At 40.0% G+C, this 18,993-nt stretch carries 21 protein-coding genes, 1 tRNA gene and 1 pseudogene; 20 read left to right on the top strand and 3 right to left on the bottom strand.

The annotated features are described in order from the left end of the window. The first annotated feature begins 61 nt into the window (after positions 1 to 61). The 4 genes and pseudogenes from CHY_RS12175 to CHY_RS12165 all read left to right on the top strand — a co-directional run bounded on the left by CHY_RS12175 (position 62) and on the right by CHY_RS12165 (position 3,079). Positions 62 to 1,339: a toprim domain-containing protein gene (locus tag CHY_RS12175; protein WP_011345505.1), complete on the top strand. Its 1,278-nt coding sequence runs from the start codon at positions 62 to 64 to the stop codon at positions 1,337 to 1,339. A gap of 22 nt (positions 1,340 to 1,361) precedes the next feature. Next, positions 1,362 to 1,544: pseudogene (locus CHY_RS13265) on the top strand (DUF4351 domain-containing protein); the annotation flags it as partial. 690 nt (positions 1,545 to 2,234) lie between these two features. Beyond that, entirely contained in the window at positions 2,235 to 2,537 is a 303-nt protein-coding gene (locus CHY_RS12170) for a hypothetical protein (RefSeq protein WP_011345499.1), read from the top strand. 467 nt (positions 2,538 to 3,004) lie between these two features. Beyond that, positions 3,005 to 3,079, top strand: a tRNA-Gly gene (locus tag CHY_RS12165). A gap of 142 nt (positions 3,080 to 3,221) precedes the next feature. Here CHY_RS12165 and CHY_RS12160 read toward each other — a convergent pair. Further along, positions 3,222 to 3,509: a hypothetical protein gene (locus CHY_RS12160; protein ID WP_011345495.1), complete on the bottom strand. Its 288-nt coding sequence runs from the start codon at positions 3,507 to 3,509 to the stop codon at positions 3,222 to 3,224. A gap of 263 nt (positions 3,510 to 3,772) precedes the next feature. Here CHY_RS12160 and scfA point away from each other — a divergent pair, with 263 nt between their 5' ends. The 6 genes from scfA to CHY_RS12135 all read left to right on the top strand — a co-directional run bounded on the left by scfA (position 3,773) and on the right by CHY_RS12135 (position 8,383). Then, positions 3,773 to 3,904 (top strand): six-cysteine ranthipeptide SCIFF, encoded by a 132-nt coding sequence (gene scfA / locus CHY_RS13080; protein WP_011345494.1) that lies wholly within the window; start codon positions 3,773 to 3,775, stop codon positions 3,902 to 3,904. A gap of 65 nt (positions 3,905 to 3,969) precedes the next feature. Further along, positions 3,970 to 5,346 carry a thioether cross-link-forming SCIFF peptide maturase gene (gene scfB / locus CHY_RS12155; RefSeq protein ID WP_011345493.1) on the top strand — a complete coding sequence of 459 codons (1,377 nt, stop codon included), beginning with the start codon at positions 3,970 to 3,972 and terminating at the stop codon, positions 5,344 to 5,346. Positions 5,347 to 5,540: 194 nt separating this feature from the next. Next, complete coding sequence (locus tag CHY_RS12150) at positions 5,541 to 5,981, top strand: hypothetical protein (RefSeq protein ID WP_162485104.1); 441 nt, start codon at positions 5,541 to 5,543, stop codon at positions 5,979 to 5,981. A 95-nt stretch (positions 5,982 to 6,076) separates the two neighbouring features. Continuing rightward, positions 6,077 to 6,721 carry a M23 family metallopeptidase gene (locus tag CHY_RS12920; RefSeq protein ID WP_011345491.1) on the top strand — a complete coding sequence of 215 codons (645 nt, stop codon included), beginning with the start codon at positions 6,077 to 6,079 and terminating at the stop codon, positions 6,719 to 6,721. 201 nt (positions 6,722 to 6,922) lie between these two features. Further along, positions 6,923 to 7,510 carry a tetratricopeptide repeat protein gene (locus CHY_RS12915; RefSeq protein ID WP_011345490.1) on the top strand — a complete coding sequence of 196 codons (588 nt, stop codon included), beginning with the start codon at positions 6,923 to 6,925 and terminating at the stop codon, positions 7,508 to 7,510. Positions 7,511 to 7,591: 81 nt separating this feature from the next. Then, positions 7,592 to 8,383, top strand: a complete 792-nt coding sequence (locus tag CHY_RS12135; RefSeq protein WP_011345489.1) for a peptidase MA family metallohydrolase — start codon at positions 7,592 to 7,594, stop codon at positions 8,381 to 8,383. On the opposite strand, the gene CHY_RS12130 is transcribed toward CHY_RS12135, so the two are convergent. Next, on the bottom strand, positions 8,380 to 8,634 hold the full coding sequence (locus CHY_RS12130) for an AbrB/MazE/SpoVT family DNA-binding domain-containing protein (protein WP_011345488.1): 255 nt from the start codon (positions 8,632 to 8,634) through the stop codon (positions 8,380 to 8,382). The two genes, CHY_RS12135 and CHY_RS12130, sit on opposite strands and share 4 nt — an antisense overlap. 189 nt (positions 8,635 to 8,823) lie before the next feature. Between CHY_RS12130 and metG the strand changes: the two genes are divergently transcribed. The 6 genes from metG (at position 8,824) to CHY_RS12100 (ending at position 15,132) form a co-directional block, all read left to right on the top strand. Beyond that, positions 8,824 to 10,785, top strand: a complete 1,962-nt coding sequence (gene metG, locus CHY_RS12125) for a methionine--tRNA ligase (protein WP_011345487.1) — start codon at positions 8,824 to 8,826, stop codon at positions 10,783 to 10,785. A 25-nt stretch (positions 10,786 to 10,810) separates the two neighbouring features. Then, the gene (locus tag CHY_RS12120; RefSeq protein WP_011345486.1) at positions 10,811 to 11,575 is read left to right on the top strand and encodes a TatD family hydrolase; all 765 of its coding nucleotides are present in this window, start codon (positions 10,811 to 10,813) and stop codon (positions 11,573 to 11,575) included. A 63-nt stretch (positions 11,576 to 11,638) separates the two neighbouring features. Continuing rightward, positions 11,639 to 12,163, top strand: coding sequence for a cob(I)yrinic acid a,c-diamide adenosyltransferase (gene cobO / locus CHY_RS12115; protein WP_011345485.1), 525 nt, complete (start codon positions 11,639 to 11,641; stop codon positions 12,161 to 12,163). 303 nt (positions 12,164 to 12,466) lie between these two features. Next, positions 12,467 to 13,474 (top strand): 3D domain-containing protein, encoded by a 1,008-nt coding sequence (locus CHY_RS12110; RefSeq protein ID WP_011345483.1) that lies wholly within the window; start codon positions 12,467 to 12,469, stop codon positions 13,472 to 13,474. A 109-nt stretch (positions 13,475 to 13,583) separates the two neighbouring features. Then, positions 13,584 to 14,459 (top strand): 16S rRNA (adenine(1518)-N(6)/adenine(1519)-N(6))-dimethyltransferase RsmA, encoded by an 876-nt coding sequence (gene rsmA / locus CHY_RS12105; protein WP_011345482.1) that lies wholly within the window; start codon positions 13,584 to 13,586, stop codon positions 14,457 to 14,459. A gap of 181 nt (positions 14,460 to 14,640) precedes the next feature. After that, positions 14,641 to 15,132 carry a ribonuclease H-like YkuK family protein gene (locus CHY_RS12100; protein ID WP_011345481.1) on the top strand — a complete coding sequence of 164 codons (492 nt, stop codon included), beginning with the start codon at positions 14,641 to 14,643 and terminating at the stop codon, positions 15,130 to 15,132. 52 nt (positions 15,133 to 15,184) lie between these two features. Here CHY_RS12100 and CHY_RS12095 read toward each other — a convergent pair whose 3' ends face one another. Further along, positions 15,185 to 15,877 (bottom strand): DUF6385 domain-containing protein, encoded by a 693-nt coding sequence (locus tag CHY_RS12095; RefSeq protein ID WP_011345479.1) that lies wholly within the window; start codon positions 15,875 to 15,877, stop codon positions 15,185 to 15,187. A 124-nt stretch (positions 15,878 to 16,001) separates the two neighbouring features. On the opposite strand from CHY_RS12095, the gene CHY_RS12090 reads away from it, so the two are divergent. The 4 genes from CHY_RS12090 (at position 16,002) to CHY_RS12075 (ending at position 18,953) form a co-directional block, all read left to right on the top strand. Beyond that, complete coding sequence (locus tag CHY_RS12090) at positions 16,002 to 16,820, top strand: DNRLRE domain-containing protein (RefSeq protein WP_011345478.1); 819 nt, start codon at positions 16,002 to 16,004, stop codon at positions 16,818 to 16,820. A 104-nt stretch (positions 16,821 to 16,924) separates the two neighbouring features. After that, entirely contained in the window at positions 16,925 to 17,767 is an 843-nt protein-coding gene (gene yabG, locus CHY_RS12085) for a sporulation peptidase YabG (RefSeq protein ID WP_011345477.1), read from the top strand. Positions 17,768 to 17,780: 13 nt separating this feature from the next. Beyond that, the gene (locus CHY_RS12080; protein ID WP_011345476.1) at positions 17,781 to 18,068 is read left to right on the top strand and encodes a hypothetical protein; all 288 of its coding nucleotides are present in this window, start codon (positions 17,781 to 17,783) and stop codon (positions 18,066 to 18,068) included. 18 nt (positions 18,069 to 18,086) lie between these two features. Beyond that, complete coding sequence (locus CHY_RS12075; protein ID WP_011345475.1) at positions 18,087 to 18,953, top strand: glycosyltransferase family 2 protein; 867 nt, start codon at positions 18,087 to 18,089, stop codon at positions 18,951 to 18,953. The last annotated feature ends 40 nt before the right edge of the window (positions 18,954 to 18,993 follow it).

Genomic DNA, 18,993 nt, shown 5'->3' with positions numbered 1-18,993 from the left:
TGATTATGTTGTAAAGCTTGATATTTGCCCAATTTGTGAACACGAAAATTTTGCAATTTTTATGAATGAAGATGCCCTGCCGCATGGAAACTGTTTTCGCTGTGGTTTTACGGGGGATATTTGGGGGCTTTTGAAAGAATGTGCCGATCTTTTTGTTGACAATATCGAAACTGTGTGGGAAATATTAGAGGAGAATTCGCAAGAAAGAGATTTAGAAACTCAAAAAATAATGGGTAAGACAGTACTGAGGGGTTTTGTAAACGAGAAGAATGTTGAGAAAATCTTAAGTGAAGCCAAGGGAAAATGTATGTATATGGAGAAGTTAGGATTTAATGCACAAGAGATGGAAGAGTGTGATATTTATTACAGAGACGGGAGTGAATCGGCTGATTGCAACGAATCGAACGACTTCCGTTATCGTGTCATTTACGCCATCAGAGACATAAATGAGAAAGTGGTTGGCTTGCAGGGACGGAGCATTTTTGACGATGAACAAGAACGAGAACATAAGGTTTTGGGCGATAATTTTTGGAAAAAACAGTATTGGGAAAACTCGGAAATTACAGAGGAACAAAAAAACAATAAGAAGAAAAAGCTGACATCGAGAATTATTAATACTGTTGGTTTTAAACGCGATGAAAATCTCTATCTCCTTTACAAGTATGTAAAAAATCCGAATGAATATAAAAAAGTCGTGATCGTCGAGGGCCCGAAGGATGCTGCACGAGTTTACTGCTACCGTCTCGATGACGTTGCGGTTGTAGCGACACTCGGAAATTCTATATCTGAACGGCAGATGGAACTCTTAATGGAAGTTTTTGGGAAGGATATAGAGATGATTTTAGCATACGATAATACGGATGATGGAATAAAAGCAAATATTGCAACTTATGAAAAGATGAAAAAGTTTGGTTTTTCAAGAGTGAAAATTTTAGTATATCCAAAGAAGAACAAAAAGGACAGGTATAAGGATTTCGGCGAGATGGTTGCTCCACGGGATTCGGCTTTTTACCAGATTGTAAGAAGAAAAATACAACATGCGATTGATGAGGCGGTGGACATAGAGACATACCGCAAAAAGTTTGGACTTGCCTCAGACACACTAGAAACGCAAAAAACACAAGAAAAGAGTTTCCGAGATGAAGTAAACGCATATTTTTTGTCTCGTGTTACGGGAAAAATAAAAAAAGAGAAAGAAATGGAAGCAGAAAAGAAAAAAGAAAGCATACAAGCAGACAAAAGCAAAATAGACAAAGAAAAACTTGTGCATGAGATTATGGAAGATTTTTACATCACAGAGACGGAAGCGAGAAGCCTTGTTTATCGTGAGGCTGTTTAGTAGTTTCTTTTTTTGTTAAAATTACATTGAGGTGATGAAAATGTTTCTTGAAGAATCCGAAACATACAAAATAATAATCGAAAAAGGAGCAAAGCAAGAAAAAATTGCAATAGCAAAGGAAATGCTGAAAGAAGGTATTATAAGCATTGATAAGATTTCTAAGATAACAAAGCTCTCTATTGAAGAAATAAAAAAGTTAATATAGGCTGAGAAACTTTATCCTCTCTATTTTTTTTAGATAAATTCTTCTAAGCTCGCAATTATTTTTGTTTTATAATAGATGATGCATCGAATTTTGTTAAAAGAAATTATAACGAAAAATATAACTTTTGATAAATATTATTTCTCAAAGAAGGAAAGGGGCTCGGTCGCTTTTGACAAAAAGTCATTTTTGTGAAAAGTGTAATTAAGTTTGTTTAGATAAATCCCACCATTTTTTAAATTGCAAATGTGGAAAGTTACTGGATTTTTTCATAACTCTATTTTTTGCATTGCCGAAATTCATATACCTGTATTTAAAAAAATTTGGTTTGAAAAGATATAAAGAAAAATTTCTTGACTTTTTAAAGGATCATTGTTTATGATGGCGATGTTACAAGTAAAAGTTTTTCAAGAAGAAATTGGGTTAAAAAACTCCTTCATCATTTTGACCAAGAACTCTTGAGATTCCTGCTGGGGTTCCCACAGCACTAAAAGTGCTGTTTTATAGATATTCCCATTCTCTCCCTTCTTTTTCTGCCTCCTTCTTTTTCTTGACAAAGCAGGTGTATTTATTAGCCGCTACAATTTTATGGTAGCGGCGTACATATTTTTTGTAGGGATTAAGGGAAAAGGATTTAATTAAGGTTACATACAATAATTGATTTTTACAAGAGGATGAAGGAGGGAATATCTTTTGAGGGACATTTACAGTGCTTTGGAAAACTATAAAAATGACAGAGTAGACGAAATTGTAAACCATATTGCTGCAACTTCTTCGGAATATAAGCAACTAACATGTTCCGTGAAAATAGCATGTGAAAAAATATTTTCAAGTTTCCTTGATAATAACAAGTCGTGGCTTGAAAAATATGAAGACTTAGTCGGGCAAAGGGAGGCTTTGGTTTTTCGTTTTTTATACGAACAGGGGTTTAAAGATGGGTTGAAAATAGGATTTTTGCTTAATAATGCAATTTTTAAAGACGAAGTAAAAACGTGACCAGGTTTTTTAAATACGTGTTTAGGGGATTGTTTGAATTAGGACAGTCCCCTTTTTTATTTTCAACAACGAAAACGATCCAAAGTTTGTTTAAATACCATCTTACTTTCTTACCCATCATATTTTGAGGCTGACCAAAAGGAAACACTTTTGCCTGTAAAAGATTTAAGTTATACACTCGGCTTTAGCTATATTTTGACATATTAGGTAATGCAAAAATTTGATTTGTTATACGTTGGAGACATAAAAATTTTAAAAAGTTTTACAAAAAAGGGTTTAAAATGCATGTTGGACAAATGGATGAGAATTGAAGGGTATTATTGCTATAGATCATTTGATGGAGTAGCAAAAAATTTTTTACGCATATATGAAGGAATTTACAACGTTGTGGAGAATCAAATTACATAGTGAGGTGTGGCCAATCCGATACCACTGGCAAAGTGGGGGGCTGGGAGCCTTGAAAATAAGCGGGAGTAGCTCAGGGGTAGAGCATCGGCTTCCCAAGCCGAGGGTCGCGGGTTCGAATCCCGTTTCCCGCTCCAGAAGAAGGAAAGGGTTCCGGAGCTTTTAGTTGGTTCCGGAACCCTTTTTTGGTGCCATTTTGGTGTCATTTTTTAATGCCTTATCTATTTTGGTGGTAGCAGTTTTTTTAACCTCAAGGGTAACCTACGAGTAAATATCGCTTTATGGTTTAATACGCTTGAGATTGAATATATCGGCATCGTGATGGGCAAGTTTAAACAGGACATAATCTAACTTTTCTGTGTGTTCTTTAAGCGTTTGTTTAACTTCCTTCATATCGCTTTTAAGTTCATCTACATCTTTTCTAAGCCCTTCTACATCTTTTCTAAGCCCTTCTACATCTTTTCTAAGCCCTTCTACTGCAGCGTTGGTATTGCCGACTATGCGGATTAATTCAGTTAGCATGTCCGTAATTTGGTCTAAGCGGGCTTCGGTTTTGGTAATATCCATGTAATCATCACCTACCTGTAGTTATTTTCTTCTTCCAATAGCCAGAAGCAAGTTTTTTTGTGGTTAGTCCTTTGATTTGTCTGAGTTCTATTATTCTTTCAGCAAATGTATCTGAGTATTGACTTTAAAATTATCTTCAATAAAATCTTATCATAAAATAGTACTGGTTTAAAATAGAAATATTGTAGAAAAATAAAAATTTGACGCTACAAAAGTATTTAAGCTATAATAATCAAGGAAAGTTTGGCAAAGGGGGTTTTTAAATGAAGCATATTAAATCTTTAAAAGGGAGCCTTGGTCATTTTGAAGGTAAAGGTTGCGGCAACTGCCAGGCATCCTGCCAGTCGGCTTGCAAAACTTCCTGCACGGTGGGAAATCAGGTATGCAAGAACTAACCTAAGATTAACCTAATCCTTTGGGTTAGGTTAATTTTTTTATTTAAATAAAGAAGGAAGGGTCTATGATGCACATTTACCGCTATAAAGGAGTAAATATTGCTGTAGACGAATTTTCCGGGGGAATCCATGTTTTAGATGAAATTACTTACGAAATATTAAAAGAATATGACGGCTACCAGGGGAAAGCTCCATTAGAAGATCTTACCTTAGAAAAGGTTTTACCAAAATTAGAAGGACGTTATTCCCCTGCCGAAGTGATGGAAGCATTGGAGGAAATAAAAACCTTGATTGCCGAAGGCCAGCTTTTTTCCGAGGATAAGTTTAAAGAAAATTATAAGCCTCCAAAAACAGAAATAAAAGCGATGTGTTTAAACATTGCCCATGACTGCAACATGCGCTGTCGCTACTGTTTTGCTGGTACCGGGAGTTACGGGCATGAACGGGGGCTTATGCCCCTGACGATTGCTCAAAAAGCCATTGATTTTTTAATTGAAAACAGTGGGTACCGGAAAAACCTTGAGGTGGACTTTTTTGGGGGCGAGCCGCTTTTAAACTGGGAAGTGGTCAAAGCTACCGTTTTATACGGCAAAGCTAAAGCTAAAGCTTTTGGTAAAAATATTAGCTTTACCCTTACCACCAATGCTCTCCTCCTTACCGATGAAGTCCGGGAGTTTTTAGCGGAGCACGACATGGGGATTGTTTTAAGCTTAGATGGCCGGGAAGAAGTTCATGACCGGATGCGTCCTTTGCCCGGGGGAAAAGCTTCGTACCAAACGGTTCTGACCAACATTAAAAATTTCTTGGAAAAGTGGGGGGACCGTCCTTATTATATTCGGGGTACCTTTACCGCCCAAAACCCTGATTTTGCAGAAGATTTTAAGGCTTTAGCCCAGGAAGGATTTAAGTCCATTTCATTAGAACCGGTGGTATTACCGGATTCTTCCCCCCTTGCCTTAAGAGAAGAACTTTTACCTGTTTTAAAAGCGCAATACGATGAACTTGGAGAATATCTTTATAAGCTCTGGCAGGAAGGAAAAAACGTAGAGTTTTTCCACTTTAATTTAAATCCCTATGAAGGGCCGTGTCTTCACAAAAGGCTTTCCGGCTGCGGTGCTGGTTTTGAGTATATAGCCGTATCGCCGGAAGGGGATATTTATCCCTGCCATCAATTCGTGGGTAAAGACGAGTATCGCATGGGAAATGTAGAAGAAGGTATAGTTCGTAAGGATATTCCAGAAACCTTTAAAAATGCCCATATCTATAATAAAACTGAATGTGCTACCTGCTGGGCCCGGTATTACTGCAGCGGTGGCTGTCATGCCAACAACTTAAACATGACCGGAAGTCTTTTAAAGCCCTATAAAACTTCCTGTGAAATGATGCGAAAAAGGGTAGAAATAGCTTTATATCTTACCTTAAAAAAAGAAGGTCTTATTTAAAGCCCCAGAAATGGGGCTTTAACCTTTTTGGAGTTGGTTTCATAACTTAATAGTAGGTGAGACTAAATTCTCTTAAAAAGGAGGTAGTAAAGTTGGTTATTACAAATCCTCTCCCAATTTCAGTTGGTGCAGGACTTTCCCTGGACGTGGAATATATTAAGCCCCGAGAACAGCTATTAGGTGGCCGGAGAATTTTGGTTTACCCGGTAAAATTTATTTGCGGCTTTATTCCAAACCCTTCAGAACCTCCAGAGGCAACATTGCCACCGGGTGAAGAGCCACCTTTAAAGCCTGCAAATTATGCCACGGCGATCAATGTAATAAACCTAACCGATCACCCACTAACCTTTACTAAAAAGGCGGTAATCGCACTACCGGAAGGAGCACACAATTATCCAATAATTGGGGATAAAATAACAGAAACATTACTTCCCAACGCTGCACTGGAAATCGATTGTAGCGATATTGTAAATAATCTCCTTGCTGGAAAAACTCTTCCGCCAGTCACTTTATTAAAAGGCTTTGTGGTGATCGAACTTCCAAAAACCGTAAGTTGTTTGAAAGATTTTCAACCGCTGGAGGTAGTAGCAATTTATACCGCTCTTCATAAACAATTTGTTTTATCAAGTGTTTAGGGCAGGGTTTTCCCTGCCTTTTACATTTTTTGCTTGGACATAGTCGAAAATTTTTGGTAAAATATTAAAAGATTCTTGGCAAGTGGAGGTTATAAATGAAGTTTTTAAGAAAAGGCTTACTTTTGCCAGCACTTATCATAACAATTAGCTTATTTATCCTGGGACAAAGTTTTGAAGAAAATAGAGAGATAGCCAAAGTAAATAGTTTTTCCACTGCGTTGTTGGCCAGTATAGACCCAAAGCTTACTTTGGTAACTAAAGCTAAAGAAAATACCTTGAAAACCAAGACTTCCGTTCGAAAATCCAAAGCCGATGTTCAAAACCCCAAAAAAGCTTCCCGTAAATTGCGGTTAATAGCTTCCCGGGATGAAGGGGATAGATTTATCTGGCCTGCCCGGGGGGGAATTAACTCCCCCTTTGGCGAGCGCTGGGGTAGGATACATGAAGGCGTTGATATTGATGGCTCTACCGGGGATCCGGTAAGGGCTGCGCGGGATGGTGTTGTAACTTTTGCCGGCTGGGAAGATGGTTATGGTAAGCTTATTGTCTTGGACCATGCCGGGCCTTACAAAACCAAGTACGGCCACCTATCGAAAATTTTGGTTCGCGAAGGCCAAAGAGTAGAAGCGGGAGACATAATTGGGTTAATTGGTAGCACCGGCCGTTCTACTGGTTCTCACCTGCATTTTGAAATACTAATAAATGGTAATCCAGTAAATCCGTTAAAATATTTACCTTAAGAACGATGGGCCGGCAATAGCCGGCTGTTATAGTTTTTTATTTCTTAATTACCGACGACTTACCACTAACCACTGACCACAATTATGGCCGGCTCCTGCCGGCTTAATTTATATCTTTGTTAAGATTTTAACTTTTCTTGCAGGATTAACGAAAAGAAAAAAGAATTATATAAGTAAAAAGCCAAAGCAAGGGGAGATAATATGAGTATTTTGCAATTAAGAGCTAAAAAGCGGCAGCAAAAAATAATTTTATGGACCGTTGCGGTGGTTCTTGGTTTGGGTCTGATAGCCTCTTCCGTTGCCTGGACTATTGGTAATAGCTCAAATATTAATCAAAACCAAAATAACCAGGTAATAGACCCGGCGATTGCTTTAGAGGCGGAAGTCCTGGCAAACCCTACTGATGTTAATAAAATGTATCAACTGGCCGTCACCCTCTTTGATAAAAGTACTCCCGAAGGTTACTTAAAAGCTGCGTATTATTTTGGGAAAATTTTAGAGCTCAATAGCACGAACGTTCCGGTAATGGTGGACCGGGCTATTGCGCTTTTTTACCTGGGCCAGGTGGATGATGCGATAAAACAGGTGGAAGATGCCTTAAAAATTGACCCAAATCACGTTAAAGCTCATTTTAATTATGGTATTTTCCTGGGTTACGGTAAACAAAAATACAAAGAGGGAATTGCTGAACTGGAAAAGGCTATAGCGTTATCGGATCCTACTTCCGCAGATGCTCAAAATGCGAAAAAAATCATAGAAGAGTTTGAAAAAAATCTTAACAAAAAATAAATTACCAGAACTTTAAACTATAATTAAAATTTAAAATATTTTATAATCAGGTAAAAAGGCCCCATAGAGGAGGAGATCCCCATGCGGGCTTTATTTTTTGACCGAAAAAGAATAATTGGGTTATTGTTACTTGTGTTACTCTTTTTAAGCCAGATGCCTTTTGCAACAAAACATTCGTTAAAACAGAGCTTTACAGTTTTTAGCTTTAAGTTACTCGGGTATAAAGTTTATAACTACAGAGAGGTAACGGTACTAAGTAAAAACCCTCTTCCCCGGGGTTTTTTACCCAGAGTAAATAACCTTTTTTCTAAAGAGAAAAAATATTTTTCCTATCAAGCTAAAAACCGGGCGGTAATTGTATTAACTTCTAATCTTAATTCTTATGGCTTGTTTGCCCTGCCCTCCCAGGGGTACTATTGGGAAGGGGTTATTTATCTTGCAAACGATTGGGAAAGCCAGGCTTTAGCCCATGAGATATCCCACCTTTTAATCGACATTAAAACCGGGGGCAAACTTTCACGCTATTTACACGAGGGAGTTGCCCAGTGGGCGGAAGTAGCCTTTGGTGAAGCACCGGCATTTTGGGGGAATGAGGAGGAAGTCTTTTATAGTATTAAGGAACTGGAAAAAAATCTTGATAGTGAAGAGAACCAGTATGCAGCTTATCGCCAGAGTTATTATTTTGTTAAGTTTTTGGAAGCAAAAAAAGGCCGGGAAGGTCTACTACGTTTTCTTGAGGAGACAAAACGAAGCGGGGAAGCAAAAGCTTTTCTAAAAGTTTACGGTCAGGAGGAAAAAGAGATTTTTTCTAAGTTTTTAAACTGGTACCAGAAAGAAAAAGTAAAAGCGGAAGCGTTAACTTCCGCTTTTTAAATAGCTTTTGCTTCTTCGGATAAAGCCTTTAAACAATCGGTGCAAATGAGCTTTCCTTTGTAGTGATGGACGTTTGCAGCGTTACCGCAGAAAATGCAAGCCGGTTCATACTTTTTGAGAATAATTTTTTCGTTGTCTACGTAAATTTCCAGAGCATCCTTTTCTTCGATGCCCAAAGTTCTTCTCAGCTCAATGGGGATTACTACCCGGCCCAGCTCGTCTACTTTTCTGACTATTCCGGTAGATTTCATTATGAATTCTCCTCCTTTATTATTGCAATTTTCGACAAAATTTTTTCAACTAAATATTACCAAAGTTAACTCTAATAGTCAATAAGGTTTGTCCAATTTTTTTTAAAAAATTCTTAGCAGTTGACGGTTAATTTTAAGTTTGGTACGATATCACCAAAAAGTACCGGTAAGGCAGGAGGCGTGTTTTAAATGGGCAAAAGCTTTTATATAACCACACCGATTTATTATCCCAGCGATAATTTACATATCGGCCATGCGTATACTACCGTGGCAGCGGATACGATGGCTCGCTTTAAACGGATGACCGGTTATGATGTCTGGTTCTTAACCGGATCCGACGAACACGGCCAGAAAATTGAAAGAAAAGCTAAAAGCCAGGGACTTTCTCCCAAAGAATACGTTGACCCCATCGTCGATAGTTTTAAACATTTATGGAAGCTTTTAGATATAAGCTATGACGACTTTATCCGTACCACCGAAGAGCGGCACAAAAAAGTGGTACAGGCGATTTTTCAAAAGCTTTACGACCAGGGAGATATCTATAAGTCGGCCTATGAAGGATGGTACTGCACGCCCTGCGAAGCTTTTTGGACCGAGGGCAAACTGATTGACGGCAAGTGTCCGGACTGCGGGCGCCCGGTAGAGTGGACCCGGGAAGAAAGCTACTTTTTTAAGATGTCCAAGTATGCCGACCGGCTTTTAAAGCACATTGAAGAAAATCCGGAGTTTATAGTTCCCGAGTCCCGGCGTAACGAAATGATAAATTTTATAAAGCAGGGGTTAGAAGACTTATGCGTCTCCCGGACCACTTTTAACTGGGGAATACCTGTGCCGTTTGATAAAAAGCATGTGGTATATGTTTGGGTGGATGCCCTTACCAACTACATTTCTGCTTTAGGTTACGGCACCGATGATGACCATCTTTTCCAAAAATACTGGCCGGCGGACGTTCATTTAGTTGGGAAAGACATCGTGCGTTTCCACACCGTTATTTGGCCAATAATTCTTCTTGCTTTAGGGATTGAGCTTCCCAAAAAAGTAGTAGGGCACGGCTGGTTTGTTCTGGAAGGGGGCAAGATGTCTAAATCCAAGGGTAATGTAGTTGACCCGGTAAAATTAGTTGAAAAATACGGAGTGGATGCGGTCCGTTACTTTTTAGTGCGGGAAATGCCTCTGGGGCTTGATGCGGTGTATTCCGAAGAAGCGTTAATCAACCGGATAAATGTTGATTTGGCCAATGACCTGGGTAATCTTTTAAATCGTACGCTGTCCATGTTAGAAAAGTTCCTTGGAGGAGAGATACCCCTTCCTTCTGAATATGAGGAAATTGATCGGGAAGTAATAGAACTGGCTTTAGCTTTACCGGCGGAAACTGAAAAATTAATGGATAAATTTGACCTTGCCGGAGCTCTTGCTAATATCTGGCGACTGGTAACCCGGCTTAATAAGTATATTGACGAAGTAGCCCCCTGGAGTTTAAACAAAGAAGGCAAAATTGAGCGGCTTAAAACGGTTCTTTACGTAGTGTTGGAAGGTTACCGGTTTATTACCGTTCTTTTAAAACCGGTAATGCCCAACTTCCCTGCTAAAGTTTCCGCCCAGCTTGGAGTTAACGACGAATCCCTCTTTACCTGGGAGTCGCTTTCCAACTGGGGACGACTTCCGGCAGGAGTAAAAATCAAAAAAGGCGAACCTTTATTCCCCCGCCTCGATCCTGAAATTTTATTAAAGACTACCGACGACCAACCACTGACCACAATTAATGCAGGAACGGCTGCTACCGACAAAAAGGAGGAAAAGACCGTGACCGAACAAGGGGAAGAAAAATCTCTCATTACCATAGACGAATTTTCCCAAATTGATTTAAGGGTAGCCAGGGTTCTTGAGGCCGAACGGGTACCCAAGACCGATAAGCTTTTAAAGCTTAAAGTTACTCTCGGAGACGAAGAGAGAACGATTGTGGCAGGGATTGCCCAGTATTATGAACCGGAAGCGCTGATTGGCAAACAGTTGGTGATTGTTGCCAACCTAAAACCGGCAAAGCTTCGGGGTATTGAATCCCAGGGGATGGTTTTGGCAGCATCCGGTAATGGCAATCTCCAGGTACTATTTGTTGATGACCAAATCCCCCCGGGGAGCAAGGTAAAATAAATTAAAAACAGGAGAAGGAAGGCTTATGCTCATTGACAGCCATGCTCACTTAAACGACCAGAAATTTAAAGACGATGTGGAAGAGGTTATAAAGCGTGCCCGGCAAAACGGGGTGGAAAAAATTATTACCGTAGGCTATGATCTTCCTACTTCGGAAGAAGCGGTTAGGCTTTCGGAAAAATATCCGGAAATTTATGCTGCCGTTGGAATTCATCCCCATGATGCTAAAGCCCTAAATGATCAGGTTTTTAGCCGTTTAGAACAGCTTTTAGACCACCCCCGGGTAGTGGCTTTAGGGGAAATAGGCCTTGACTTTTACCGGGACTTATCTCCCCGCGAGGTCCAGCGGGAAGCTTTTATCCGCCAGCTAAAACTTGCCCGGGAAAAAGGAAAGCCAGTAATAATTCACGACCGGGATGCCCACCAGGAGGTGTTTGATACCTTAAAGGAACACGCTCTTGGGCTTCCGGGGGTGATACATTGCTTTTCCGGTTCGGCAGAGCTTGCTTTAAGGTATATTAAAGAGCTTAACTTTTACATTTCCTTAGCGGGGCCGCTTACCTTTAAAAACAACGTCAAAGGTAAAGAAGTGGCTAAAAAAGTACCTTTAGAGTATCTACTGGTGGAAACCGATTGCCCTTACCTTACTCCGGAACCCTTTCGGGGAAGGAGAAACGAGCCGGGGCTGGTAACATTGGTGGCCGAAGAAATTGCCCGGATTAAAGGCATAGCCAAAGAAGAAGCCTTCCAGGCTTTAACCGAAAACACTACAAAGTTATTTAATTTATAATGTTTTTATTCTAACTTCCAACTTCTGACTTCTAACTTCTAATTGGGGGGGGATGGATGGTACATGGGGAAGGAAAAGGGGCTTGTTCTGGTCTTTACCGGAAACGGTAAGGGGAAGACTACCTCGGCTTTAGGGATGGCTCTAAGGGCCTGGGGTCAGGGAATGCGGATTTTAGTTTTACAGTTTATTAAAGGTGGCTGGAAATACGGAGAATTAAAAGCTGCCGAAGCTTTAGGGGAACGCTTTGTGATGCGCCAGATGGGCGAAGGCTTTTTATCCGAAGAAAAATTTGACGAGCATCGTAGAGCTGCCCAGGAAGCTTTGGAGGAAGCAAAAAAAGAGATTCTATCGGGAAACTGGGATATGATTATCCTTGATGAAATTATTTACTCCGTTGGCTACGGCCTTGTAGATGAAGAACAGGTATTGGATTTAATAAAAATTAAACCGGAAAAACTGCACCTTGTTTTGACGGGAAGGAATGCTTCGGAGCGGATAATTGAAGCTGCCGATTTAGTATCGGAAATTCGGGAAGTGAAACACCCCTACCAAAAAGGTATTCCTGCCCAAAAAGGAATAGAGTTTTAAAACTAACCCCTAAACCCCTGTTGGCGGTTTAGGGGTTTAGTATTTTTTTTCGGCGTTTTTGGAGAAAAATGGCGTCTATGTAAATTGTATTTTTAAAAATCCTGAAGAAACTCTTTTTAACATTGTAATACTTCTTTATACTTTCCTGTACGGGAGTAGATAGTTGGTTGTAAAACCGAAAAGAATGGCATATAATGTAGTAAGGTTTTTTGCCTGCAAAAGCAGGAATTAATTGGCAGTTAGAAGAATAATTTAAAAGTGGTGCTAAATTTCCAACCTCTTCTAACATAAGGTGGTGAATCGATGAAAGATTGGTATATACCCGATGTTAAAGCCCTAGCTTTACCCCGGTACCGCAAAAAAACCGGAGTTCTGTGGTTGGCGTTGGGGCTAATTTTAATCTTGGCTTTAAGTGTTAGTTATTATTTTTATCTTGTTAAGGAAGTTACCATTGTTGATGACGGAAAAACGGTGGTTTTAAAAACAAAGGCAGCAACTGTAGAGGAACTTTTAACCGAAACCAAGCGGACCTTAGGGCTGAAGGATACCATTAATATGCCCTTAACCGCAAAGTTAAAAGAAGGAACAAAGATTGTTATTAACCGGGCGAAGCCGGTAAAAATAAAAGTAGATGGCCGGGAAATTGAAATCTTGACGGTTGCCAAAACCATTGCCGATGCCATTAAAGAAGCCGGAATTACCGTAAATCCTCAGGACATCGTGGAGCCTTCTCCTGCGGAATTAGTTGGGTTAAATACCGAAGTAAAAATAATTCGGGTTAAGGTGGAAGAAAAAACAGAGGAGGTAGTTCTTGCCTACCGGACAATTAAAAGGCCTTCAAACAGTCTTTTTAAAGGCCGGACAAAAGTTTTAACCAAAGGGAAGACGGGTCTTGCCCGCACCTACTATAAAATTACTTACTATGATGGTAAAGTAGTGAAAAGAGAAGTTATTAAGCAGGAAGTGGTAAAAAAGCCGGTGGATGAAGTAATATTGGTTGGAACCAAAAATACCGTTTCCCGGGGCGGAAGGATTATAAGATTTTCCCGGGTAATTGATGTAGTGGCCACTGCTTATACCCATACCGGTTACCGGACTGCTACCGGTGTTTATCCCCACCGGGGAGTGGTGGCGGTAGACCCGGACGTTATACCCTACGGGACCAGGCTTTATATCGATGGTTACGGTTACGGTACTGCTTTGGATACCGGTAGTGCTATTCGCGGAGCAAGGATTGACCTCTTCTTTGATACTTACGGAGAAGCGATTAGCTGGGGTCGAAGGTATACCCGCGTATATGTGTTAGAATAAAGGCAGGAAACTGCCTTTTTTTGTTTATAATATATTATCATAGCCCATTTTAGAGGTTTGAAGTTGGAAATTAGAGATTGGAAATTAAAAACGTATAAAGGAGTATGCCATGAATCTCTGGTCGCCAACTACTTTAAAAGAAATTTTAGCAAGACATAACCTTACCCTGTCCCACGGGTTAGGACAGCATTTTTTGACGGATTTTGGGATTTTAGCTAAAATAGTGGAGAAAGCAGAAATTACTAAAGACGATGCGGTATTGGAAATCGGTCCCGGTGCCGGGGTGCTCACGCGGCTGTTAGCCCAAGCAGCTAAGTACGTAGTGGCGATTGAAATAGACAAAAAGCTTCTGCCGGTACTGGCGGAAACTACCGGAGACCTGGGGAATGTAGTGGTGGTAAATGCCGATGCCCGGGAGATTAATTTTGACCGGGTGATGGCGGAACAAACCGGCGGTGAATTTGGCTTTGAGGGGAAACCTTACTTAATTGTGGCCAATTTACCTTATTACGCTACCAGTCCCTTAATTTTTAAGGTGTTTGAGGAAGGCTACAAGGTAAGTTCCATGACCTTAATGATGCAAAAGGAAGTTGCGGAAAGGATAACGGCAAAACCGGGGAGTAAAATCTACGGAAGTTTATCGGTAGCCTGCCAGTACTTTTCGGAGCCGAGAATCGTATTAAAAGTACCGCGGACGGTCTTTTTCCCTCCGCCGGAAGTGGAGTCGGCGGTGGTAAGATTTACTTTAAAAGAAAATTCTCTTACCTCCGAAGAACGGCTAAAATTTTTCCAGATAGTGCGAGCGGCGTTTGCTACCCGGCGGAAAACCATTGCCAAATCTTTATCCGGGGCTTTAAATTTAAAGCGGAATTATGTGGAAGAAGTACTTTTAAAAGTAGGGATTAAACCCGACTTACGGGCTGAACAAATACCCCCTGAAAGTTTCTATCGTCTAAGCCAAGAGGTGGTAGGTGGTAAGTGGTAGGTGGTAGGAAAAAATTATTTATACCGACCACATACCACCGACGACCATTGTAGTAGGGTCGACTCCTGTCGACACTATAAAAGCAGTGTTCACTTGTCAGTGTTAAATGAGCAGTAAAAAGCATTTTCTCTTTACTTACGACCTACCACCTACCACCGACCACAATTAAGAAGGGATATACATGGCGCGAAAAAAAGAAGATTATTTTATAAGCCCGACTAAAGGAATTATGAGTTTTTCCCGGGTGATGGAAGATATTGAAGAATATATTGCCGGCCTTCCTACTTCATCGTATAAAATAATCATTGGCTCCGATTCCCAGGCAAAAAACAACGAAACGGTGTTTGTAACGGCCATTGTCGTTCACCGGATCGGTAAAGGGGCTCGCTACTACTACAAGAAAAAAAGCGAGCGGCATGTGGTAAGCCTCAGGCAGAAAATTTTTTTTGAAACGGCCTTAAGCCTGGAAGTGGGAAGTCAGGTGGCCCATTACTTTTCCGAACACGGCCGGGCGGAGCTGCCCGTGGAAATCCATATCGATGTGGGAAATAGTGGCGAAACCCGGGAGCTTATTAAAGAGGTAGTGGGGATGGTCTTGGGTTCCGGCTTTACTCCGAAAATAAAGCCCGAAGCGTATGGAGCAACGTCAGTGGCGGATAAGTATACAAAATAATAAGTTACTTTCGTAAAAAAGCCCTCTTGCAGCGTTTGCAAGAGGGCTTTTTTTAGGATTGGCCCTGAAAGATGATGCTCAAATCGGTGGATTGACCGAGAAGGGTGGACTTATATGCAACACGGATGTATCTAAGAAAAGTAGAAGCGGACAAAGCGGTGCTACTTCCAGGAGTAAGGGTTACTTCAGCCGAGTCGTCTAACCAGTCGGTGTTGTTGGGGCTAATCTGGAGCTTTACGGTAGCGGAATTGGTGGCGCCGGTATTTTTCACAAACATGGTGTAGGTGGCCATGGTTGATACGTCCTGGGCGGTGGAGCCGGTGTAGGTATCGGTGGTGGTTGCGGTTTCGCTGTACTCGGTAAAAGAGCGGATCGTAGCGGACAAAAGGTTTCCGTTAACATCGGTTTTAATGGCCCGATTCTGGGTGCCGTCGTAACCGTAAATAAGGATGTTGTCTTGGATGTTGGAAAGATTTCTGATATCAAGGTCAGTCGCGGTAATGTTTAAAGCGGTGGCACCGTCGGTGTACACGGCTACGTGACCGGAACTATTGGTTTTTAAGACCTGGTTGGCGGTACCATCGTTGCCGTAAACCAAGATACTATCGGTGGAATTGGTTATTGGTCTGATATCCGGCCGTCCCGTATTATCAGTTTTAAGGGGCCGCACGGTGGTACCGTCAAAGCCGTAAGCCTGGTTTTTTAGCTTTTCCGGTTGATCCTGCAGAATTTTAAAGTTGGGCATGTAAAAAGACCTCCTTTTACTAAGATTCCGGGGATTCTGATTTATCTTATGAAAAAAAACAACGGTTGGTTACTAAACCAATAAAAGGCGATTTGAATAAATTAAAGTAGAGGGGGAATGAAAAATGATCAAAACTATAAAACCACCGGGAAGTGATACGTACGTAGTTTATCCTTATTTATACGGTTCTACCTTTTGGCAAAAAGAGCTACTTGTGGGAAAGGCTTATAATAAAGTCTACCGTTCATATATTCTCTTTGACCTGACCGGTCTTGAAGGTTATGATATCAGGTCGGCAACTTTGTCTTTATATCTTTTTTTTAATTCGTCTCCTGTAAATAGCAAATCTTTAAAACTCTTTCGGGTGATTTCTTCCTGGGATGAAAAATTTCTTAACTGGTACAACCAACCTTTCGTTGCTCTACCTGAGGAAGGCGAGGCTATTATTACCGGCGAAGTGAACACCTTTATCGATTTTAACATTACAAACCTGGTTAGAAATTGGTTAATTGGGGATAGTGCCAATTTTGGAGTGCTTTTACGGATGGCCAATGAGGTCCAGAATAATTTAATTGGATTTAAAAGCCGGGAGGAAGGCTATTCCGATTACTGGCCAAAGCTTACGATACACTATTTTCAAAATTTAAATAATAAAATCGACCAAAAATTTATTGTTGAGTCCGGAATAAATTGGAATTTTCTTCCTGCAATAGATGTTTTAACTTTAAATTATAGCTTTATCATTGAAAATATCGGAAACACTCCCGGAGAGGTTGTTTTGGAAGTTGGCGCTGATGGTATTTCCTGGGTAAGGGATAGCGAAGTAAAACTGGTATTACCAGGGCAAATATTAATCTTAATTCCCAACGTGATTACCCGATATGCCCGGGTGGCTTATCGAGGTTCTAAGTTTAAGATTTATTTTCAAGGACGAAGTTTTTAAAATTTCTTTTTAATTAACTCATAAAAAAGTGTAAGGGTAATTAATTTCACCAATATTTTTAAGATTGAATATTTTAATAAAAAAGAGTAAAGGAGGTTAAATTAATGATTTCAGTAGGCGATATAGTTGCAAGGAAGTCTTATGGAATGGATGTTTACTTTCGTGTAATAGAGATTTATAAAAAACATAACGTAGATATAGCCCATTTAAAAGGAATAGATGTCCGTTTATGGGCGGATGCTCCTTTATCTGATTTAGTGAAAATTAACACCGCCGATTATCAAAGATATCTTAATCGGGTTGTAGCGCTGGTGCGCGAAAAAAAAGAATGCATTCATAAAGAAAGAAATCTTAGATATTACATGCGGGGAAACCAGGGCGAACAGTACTTTAAAAGGCCAGGAGCTGTCCTCCATTTAGATGGTGACCCGGAATATCTGGAAATGTGCTTAAACACTTATAAAGAATTAAATATCCCGGCGTATGGTTATGTAGTGGCGGAAAAAGACCAGCCCCGTCTTGTTGAAGAACTTTATTTCAAACATTTACCGGACATTATAGTTTTAACCGGTCACGATGCCCTTGTAAAAAATAAGGCCGACTTCCATGATTTAAATAGTTATCGGAATTCTCGTTACTTTATTGAAGCAGTTAAAATTTTAAGACAAAAAATAGATCGAGATAAAGATAACCTTGTTATTTTTGCCGGTGCCTGTCAATCGTATTTTGAAGCCCTCTTAGAAGCAGGTGCAAATTTTGCAAGTTCCCCGGAAAGAGTTTTAATTCACGCTTATGATCCGGTTTTTGTTGCGGAAAAAATAGCTTATTCATCAATTTATGATCCTTTAACCGTAAGAGAGGTAGTTACAAATACTATTACCGGTGCCAAAGGCATTGGTGGAGTAGATACTCGCGGAAAATTAAGGCTTGGTTTTCCGATGATTTAGGAGGTAAATTTACATGAATAGCGATAAATTTGAAAAAGGATTTTTTGAAGGGAAAAAACTCGGGTATACCGAAGGTTTTGCCGAAGGTTTTGAAGCTGGTTACGAAAGAGGATTGGCAGAAGGTAAAGTTTTGGGTTTTAACGATGGTTCACTTTCGATTTTAACCATGGAGGAGCATAAGCTCTGGCATGAATTTTTAAATTTTATGAAAAAGTATGGAAATGAAATAACCATTAATGGTCCCAAAAGTTTGGAGGTTAAAATGCTTTTAAAAAAACTGGGGATAACTTTAAAAGAGTGATGGGAGGGCTAACTATTGGTGCTGACCTCAATTATTATTATTTCCTATAATGAAGGGCAATGGTTACGAAAAACTGTTGAAAGTTTTCTTGCGGCAAAGACCGGTATACCTTTTGAAATTATAGTTATCGATGATGGTTCTACAGACCAGAGTACAGTTTTTTTAAACTCCGGAAACTTCAAAAATATTGACTTAATAAAATTACCGCGTTCGGGTGTAACCAGGGCCAAAAATGCAGGGGCAAACAAGGCAAGAGGAGAGGTTCTAATTTTTTCCGATGCTCATATTTTGGTTGAAGATTTCTGGTTGGAAAAGATGCTGGAAGACCTTCAAGAAAAAACTATTTTATCCCCTTTAGTAGTTTCCTTATTAGAACCCCAACGGGTTGGGATGGGGCTTACCTTTAATAACGAACTTTTACCCTGCTGGCGAAGTTATACGACAAACTCGGTAGAAGATGTTCCAGTATTACCGGGGGGATTTATGTTAATTAAAAAAAATGATTTTATTGCTCTTGGAGGATATGATGAAGGTTTAAAAATCTGGGGGTACGATGATTGTGAATTTTCGCTGCGGGCCTGGCTTATGGGGTTTAATTTACTGGTTACCCCCAGGACAAAAGTTTTTCATTTATTCAGAAGCGGGCAAATTTATAAAGGTTATAATGAAAACGTCTTGTTTAATTTAGGACGACTTGCTTGTTTGCATTTTAAACCCCAAAGAATTGTAAAGGTACTGAACAAAGTTAGCCGTTTCCCCTTTGGAGCAAAAATAATCGAAGATTTAGCATCCGAGCAAAAGCTCTGGCAGCAACGGGAACATTATTTAAAAGTAAGAGTTAAGGACGATGACTGGTATTTTAAAAGATTTGGGATTGATTTTTAAAATTTAGGAGGTTCTTTTACCCCCAAAGATTCATAAATTA

This window comes from Carboxydothermus hydrogenoformans Z-2901, assembly GCF_000012865.1.
In the GTDB taxonomy this organism is placed as follows: domain Bacteria; phylum Bacillota; class Z-2901; order Carboxydothermales; family Carboxydothermaceae; genus Carboxydothermus; species Carboxydothermus hydrogenoformans.
The sequence above is the reverse complement of the archived record's forward strand: the minus strand, read 5'-3'. Positions and strand labels throughout refer to the sequence as shown.

Bases quoted from the DNA above. Each gene is read 5' to 3' on its own strand.
- CHY_RS12120 (WP_011345486.1), top strand. From the start codon at position 10,811: ATGCTCATTGACAGCCATGCTCACTTAAACGACCAGAAATTTAAAGAC.
- rsmA (WP_011345482.1), top strand. From the start codon at position 13,584: ATGAATCTCTGGTCGCCAACTACTTTAAAAGAAATTTTAGCAAGACAT.
- CHY_RS12920 (WP_011345491.1), top strand. From the start codon at position 6,077: ATGAAGTTTTTAAGAAAAGGCTTACTTTTGCCAGCACTTATCATAACA.
- CHY_RS12110 (WP_011345483.1), top strand. From the start codon at position 12,467: ATGAAAGATTGGTATATACCCGATGTTAAAGCCCTAGCTTTACCCCGG.
- CHY_RS12080 (WP_011345476.1), top strand. From the start codon at position 17,781: ATGAATAGCGATAAATTTGAAAAAGGATTTTTTGAAGGGAAAAAACTC.
- cobO (WP_011345485.1), top strand. From the start codon at position 11,639: ATGGGGAAGGAAAAGGGGCTTGTTCTGGTCTTTACCGGAAACGGTAAG.
- scfA (WP_011345494.1), top strand. From the start codon at position 3,773: ATGAAGCATATTAAATCTTTAAAAGGGAGCCTTGGTCATTTTGAAGGT.
- yabG (WP_011345477.1), top strand. From the start codon at position 16,925: ATGATTTCAGTAGGCGATATAGTTGCAAGGAAGTCTTATGGAATGGAT.
- CHY_RS12915 (WP_011345490.1), top strand. From the start codon at position 6,923: ATGAGTATTTTGCAATTAAGAGCTAAAAAGCGGCAGCAAAAAATAATT.
- CHY_RS12090 (WP_011345478.1), top strand. From the start codon at position 16,002: ATGATCAAAACTATAAAACCACCGGGAAGTGATACGTACGTAGTTTAT.
- CHY_RS12130 (WP_011345488.1), bottom strand. From the start codon at position 8,634: ATGAAATCTACCGGAATAGTCAGAAAAGTAGACGAGCTGGGCCGGGTA.
- CHY_RS12100 (WP_011345481.1), top strand. From the start codon at position 14,641: ATGGCGCGAAAAAAAGAAGATTATTTTATAAGCCCGACTAAAGGAATT.
- CHY_RS12160 (WP_011345495.1), bottom strand. From the start codon at position 3,509: ATGGATATTACCAAAACCGAAGCCCGCTTAGACCAAATTACGGACATG.
- CHY_RS12135 (WP_011345489.1), top strand. From the start codon at position 7,592: ATGCGGGCTTTATTTTTTGACCGAAAAAGAATAATTGGGTTATTGTTA.
- scfB (WP_011345493.1), top strand. From the start codon at position 3,970: ATGATGCACATTTACCGCTATAAAGGAGTAAATATTGCTGTAGACGAA.
- CHY_RS12175 (WP_011345505.1), top strand. From the start codon at position 62: ATGAATGAAGATGCCCTGCCGCATGGAAACTGTTTTCGCTGTGGTTTT.
- CHY_RS12095 (WP_011345479.1), bottom strand. From the start codon at position 15,877: ATGCCCAACTTTAAAATTCTGCAGGATCAACCGGAAAAGCTAAAAAAC.
- metG (WP_011345487.1), top strand. From the start codon at position 8,824: ATGGGCAAAAGCTTTTATATAACCACACCGATTTATTATCCCAGCGAT.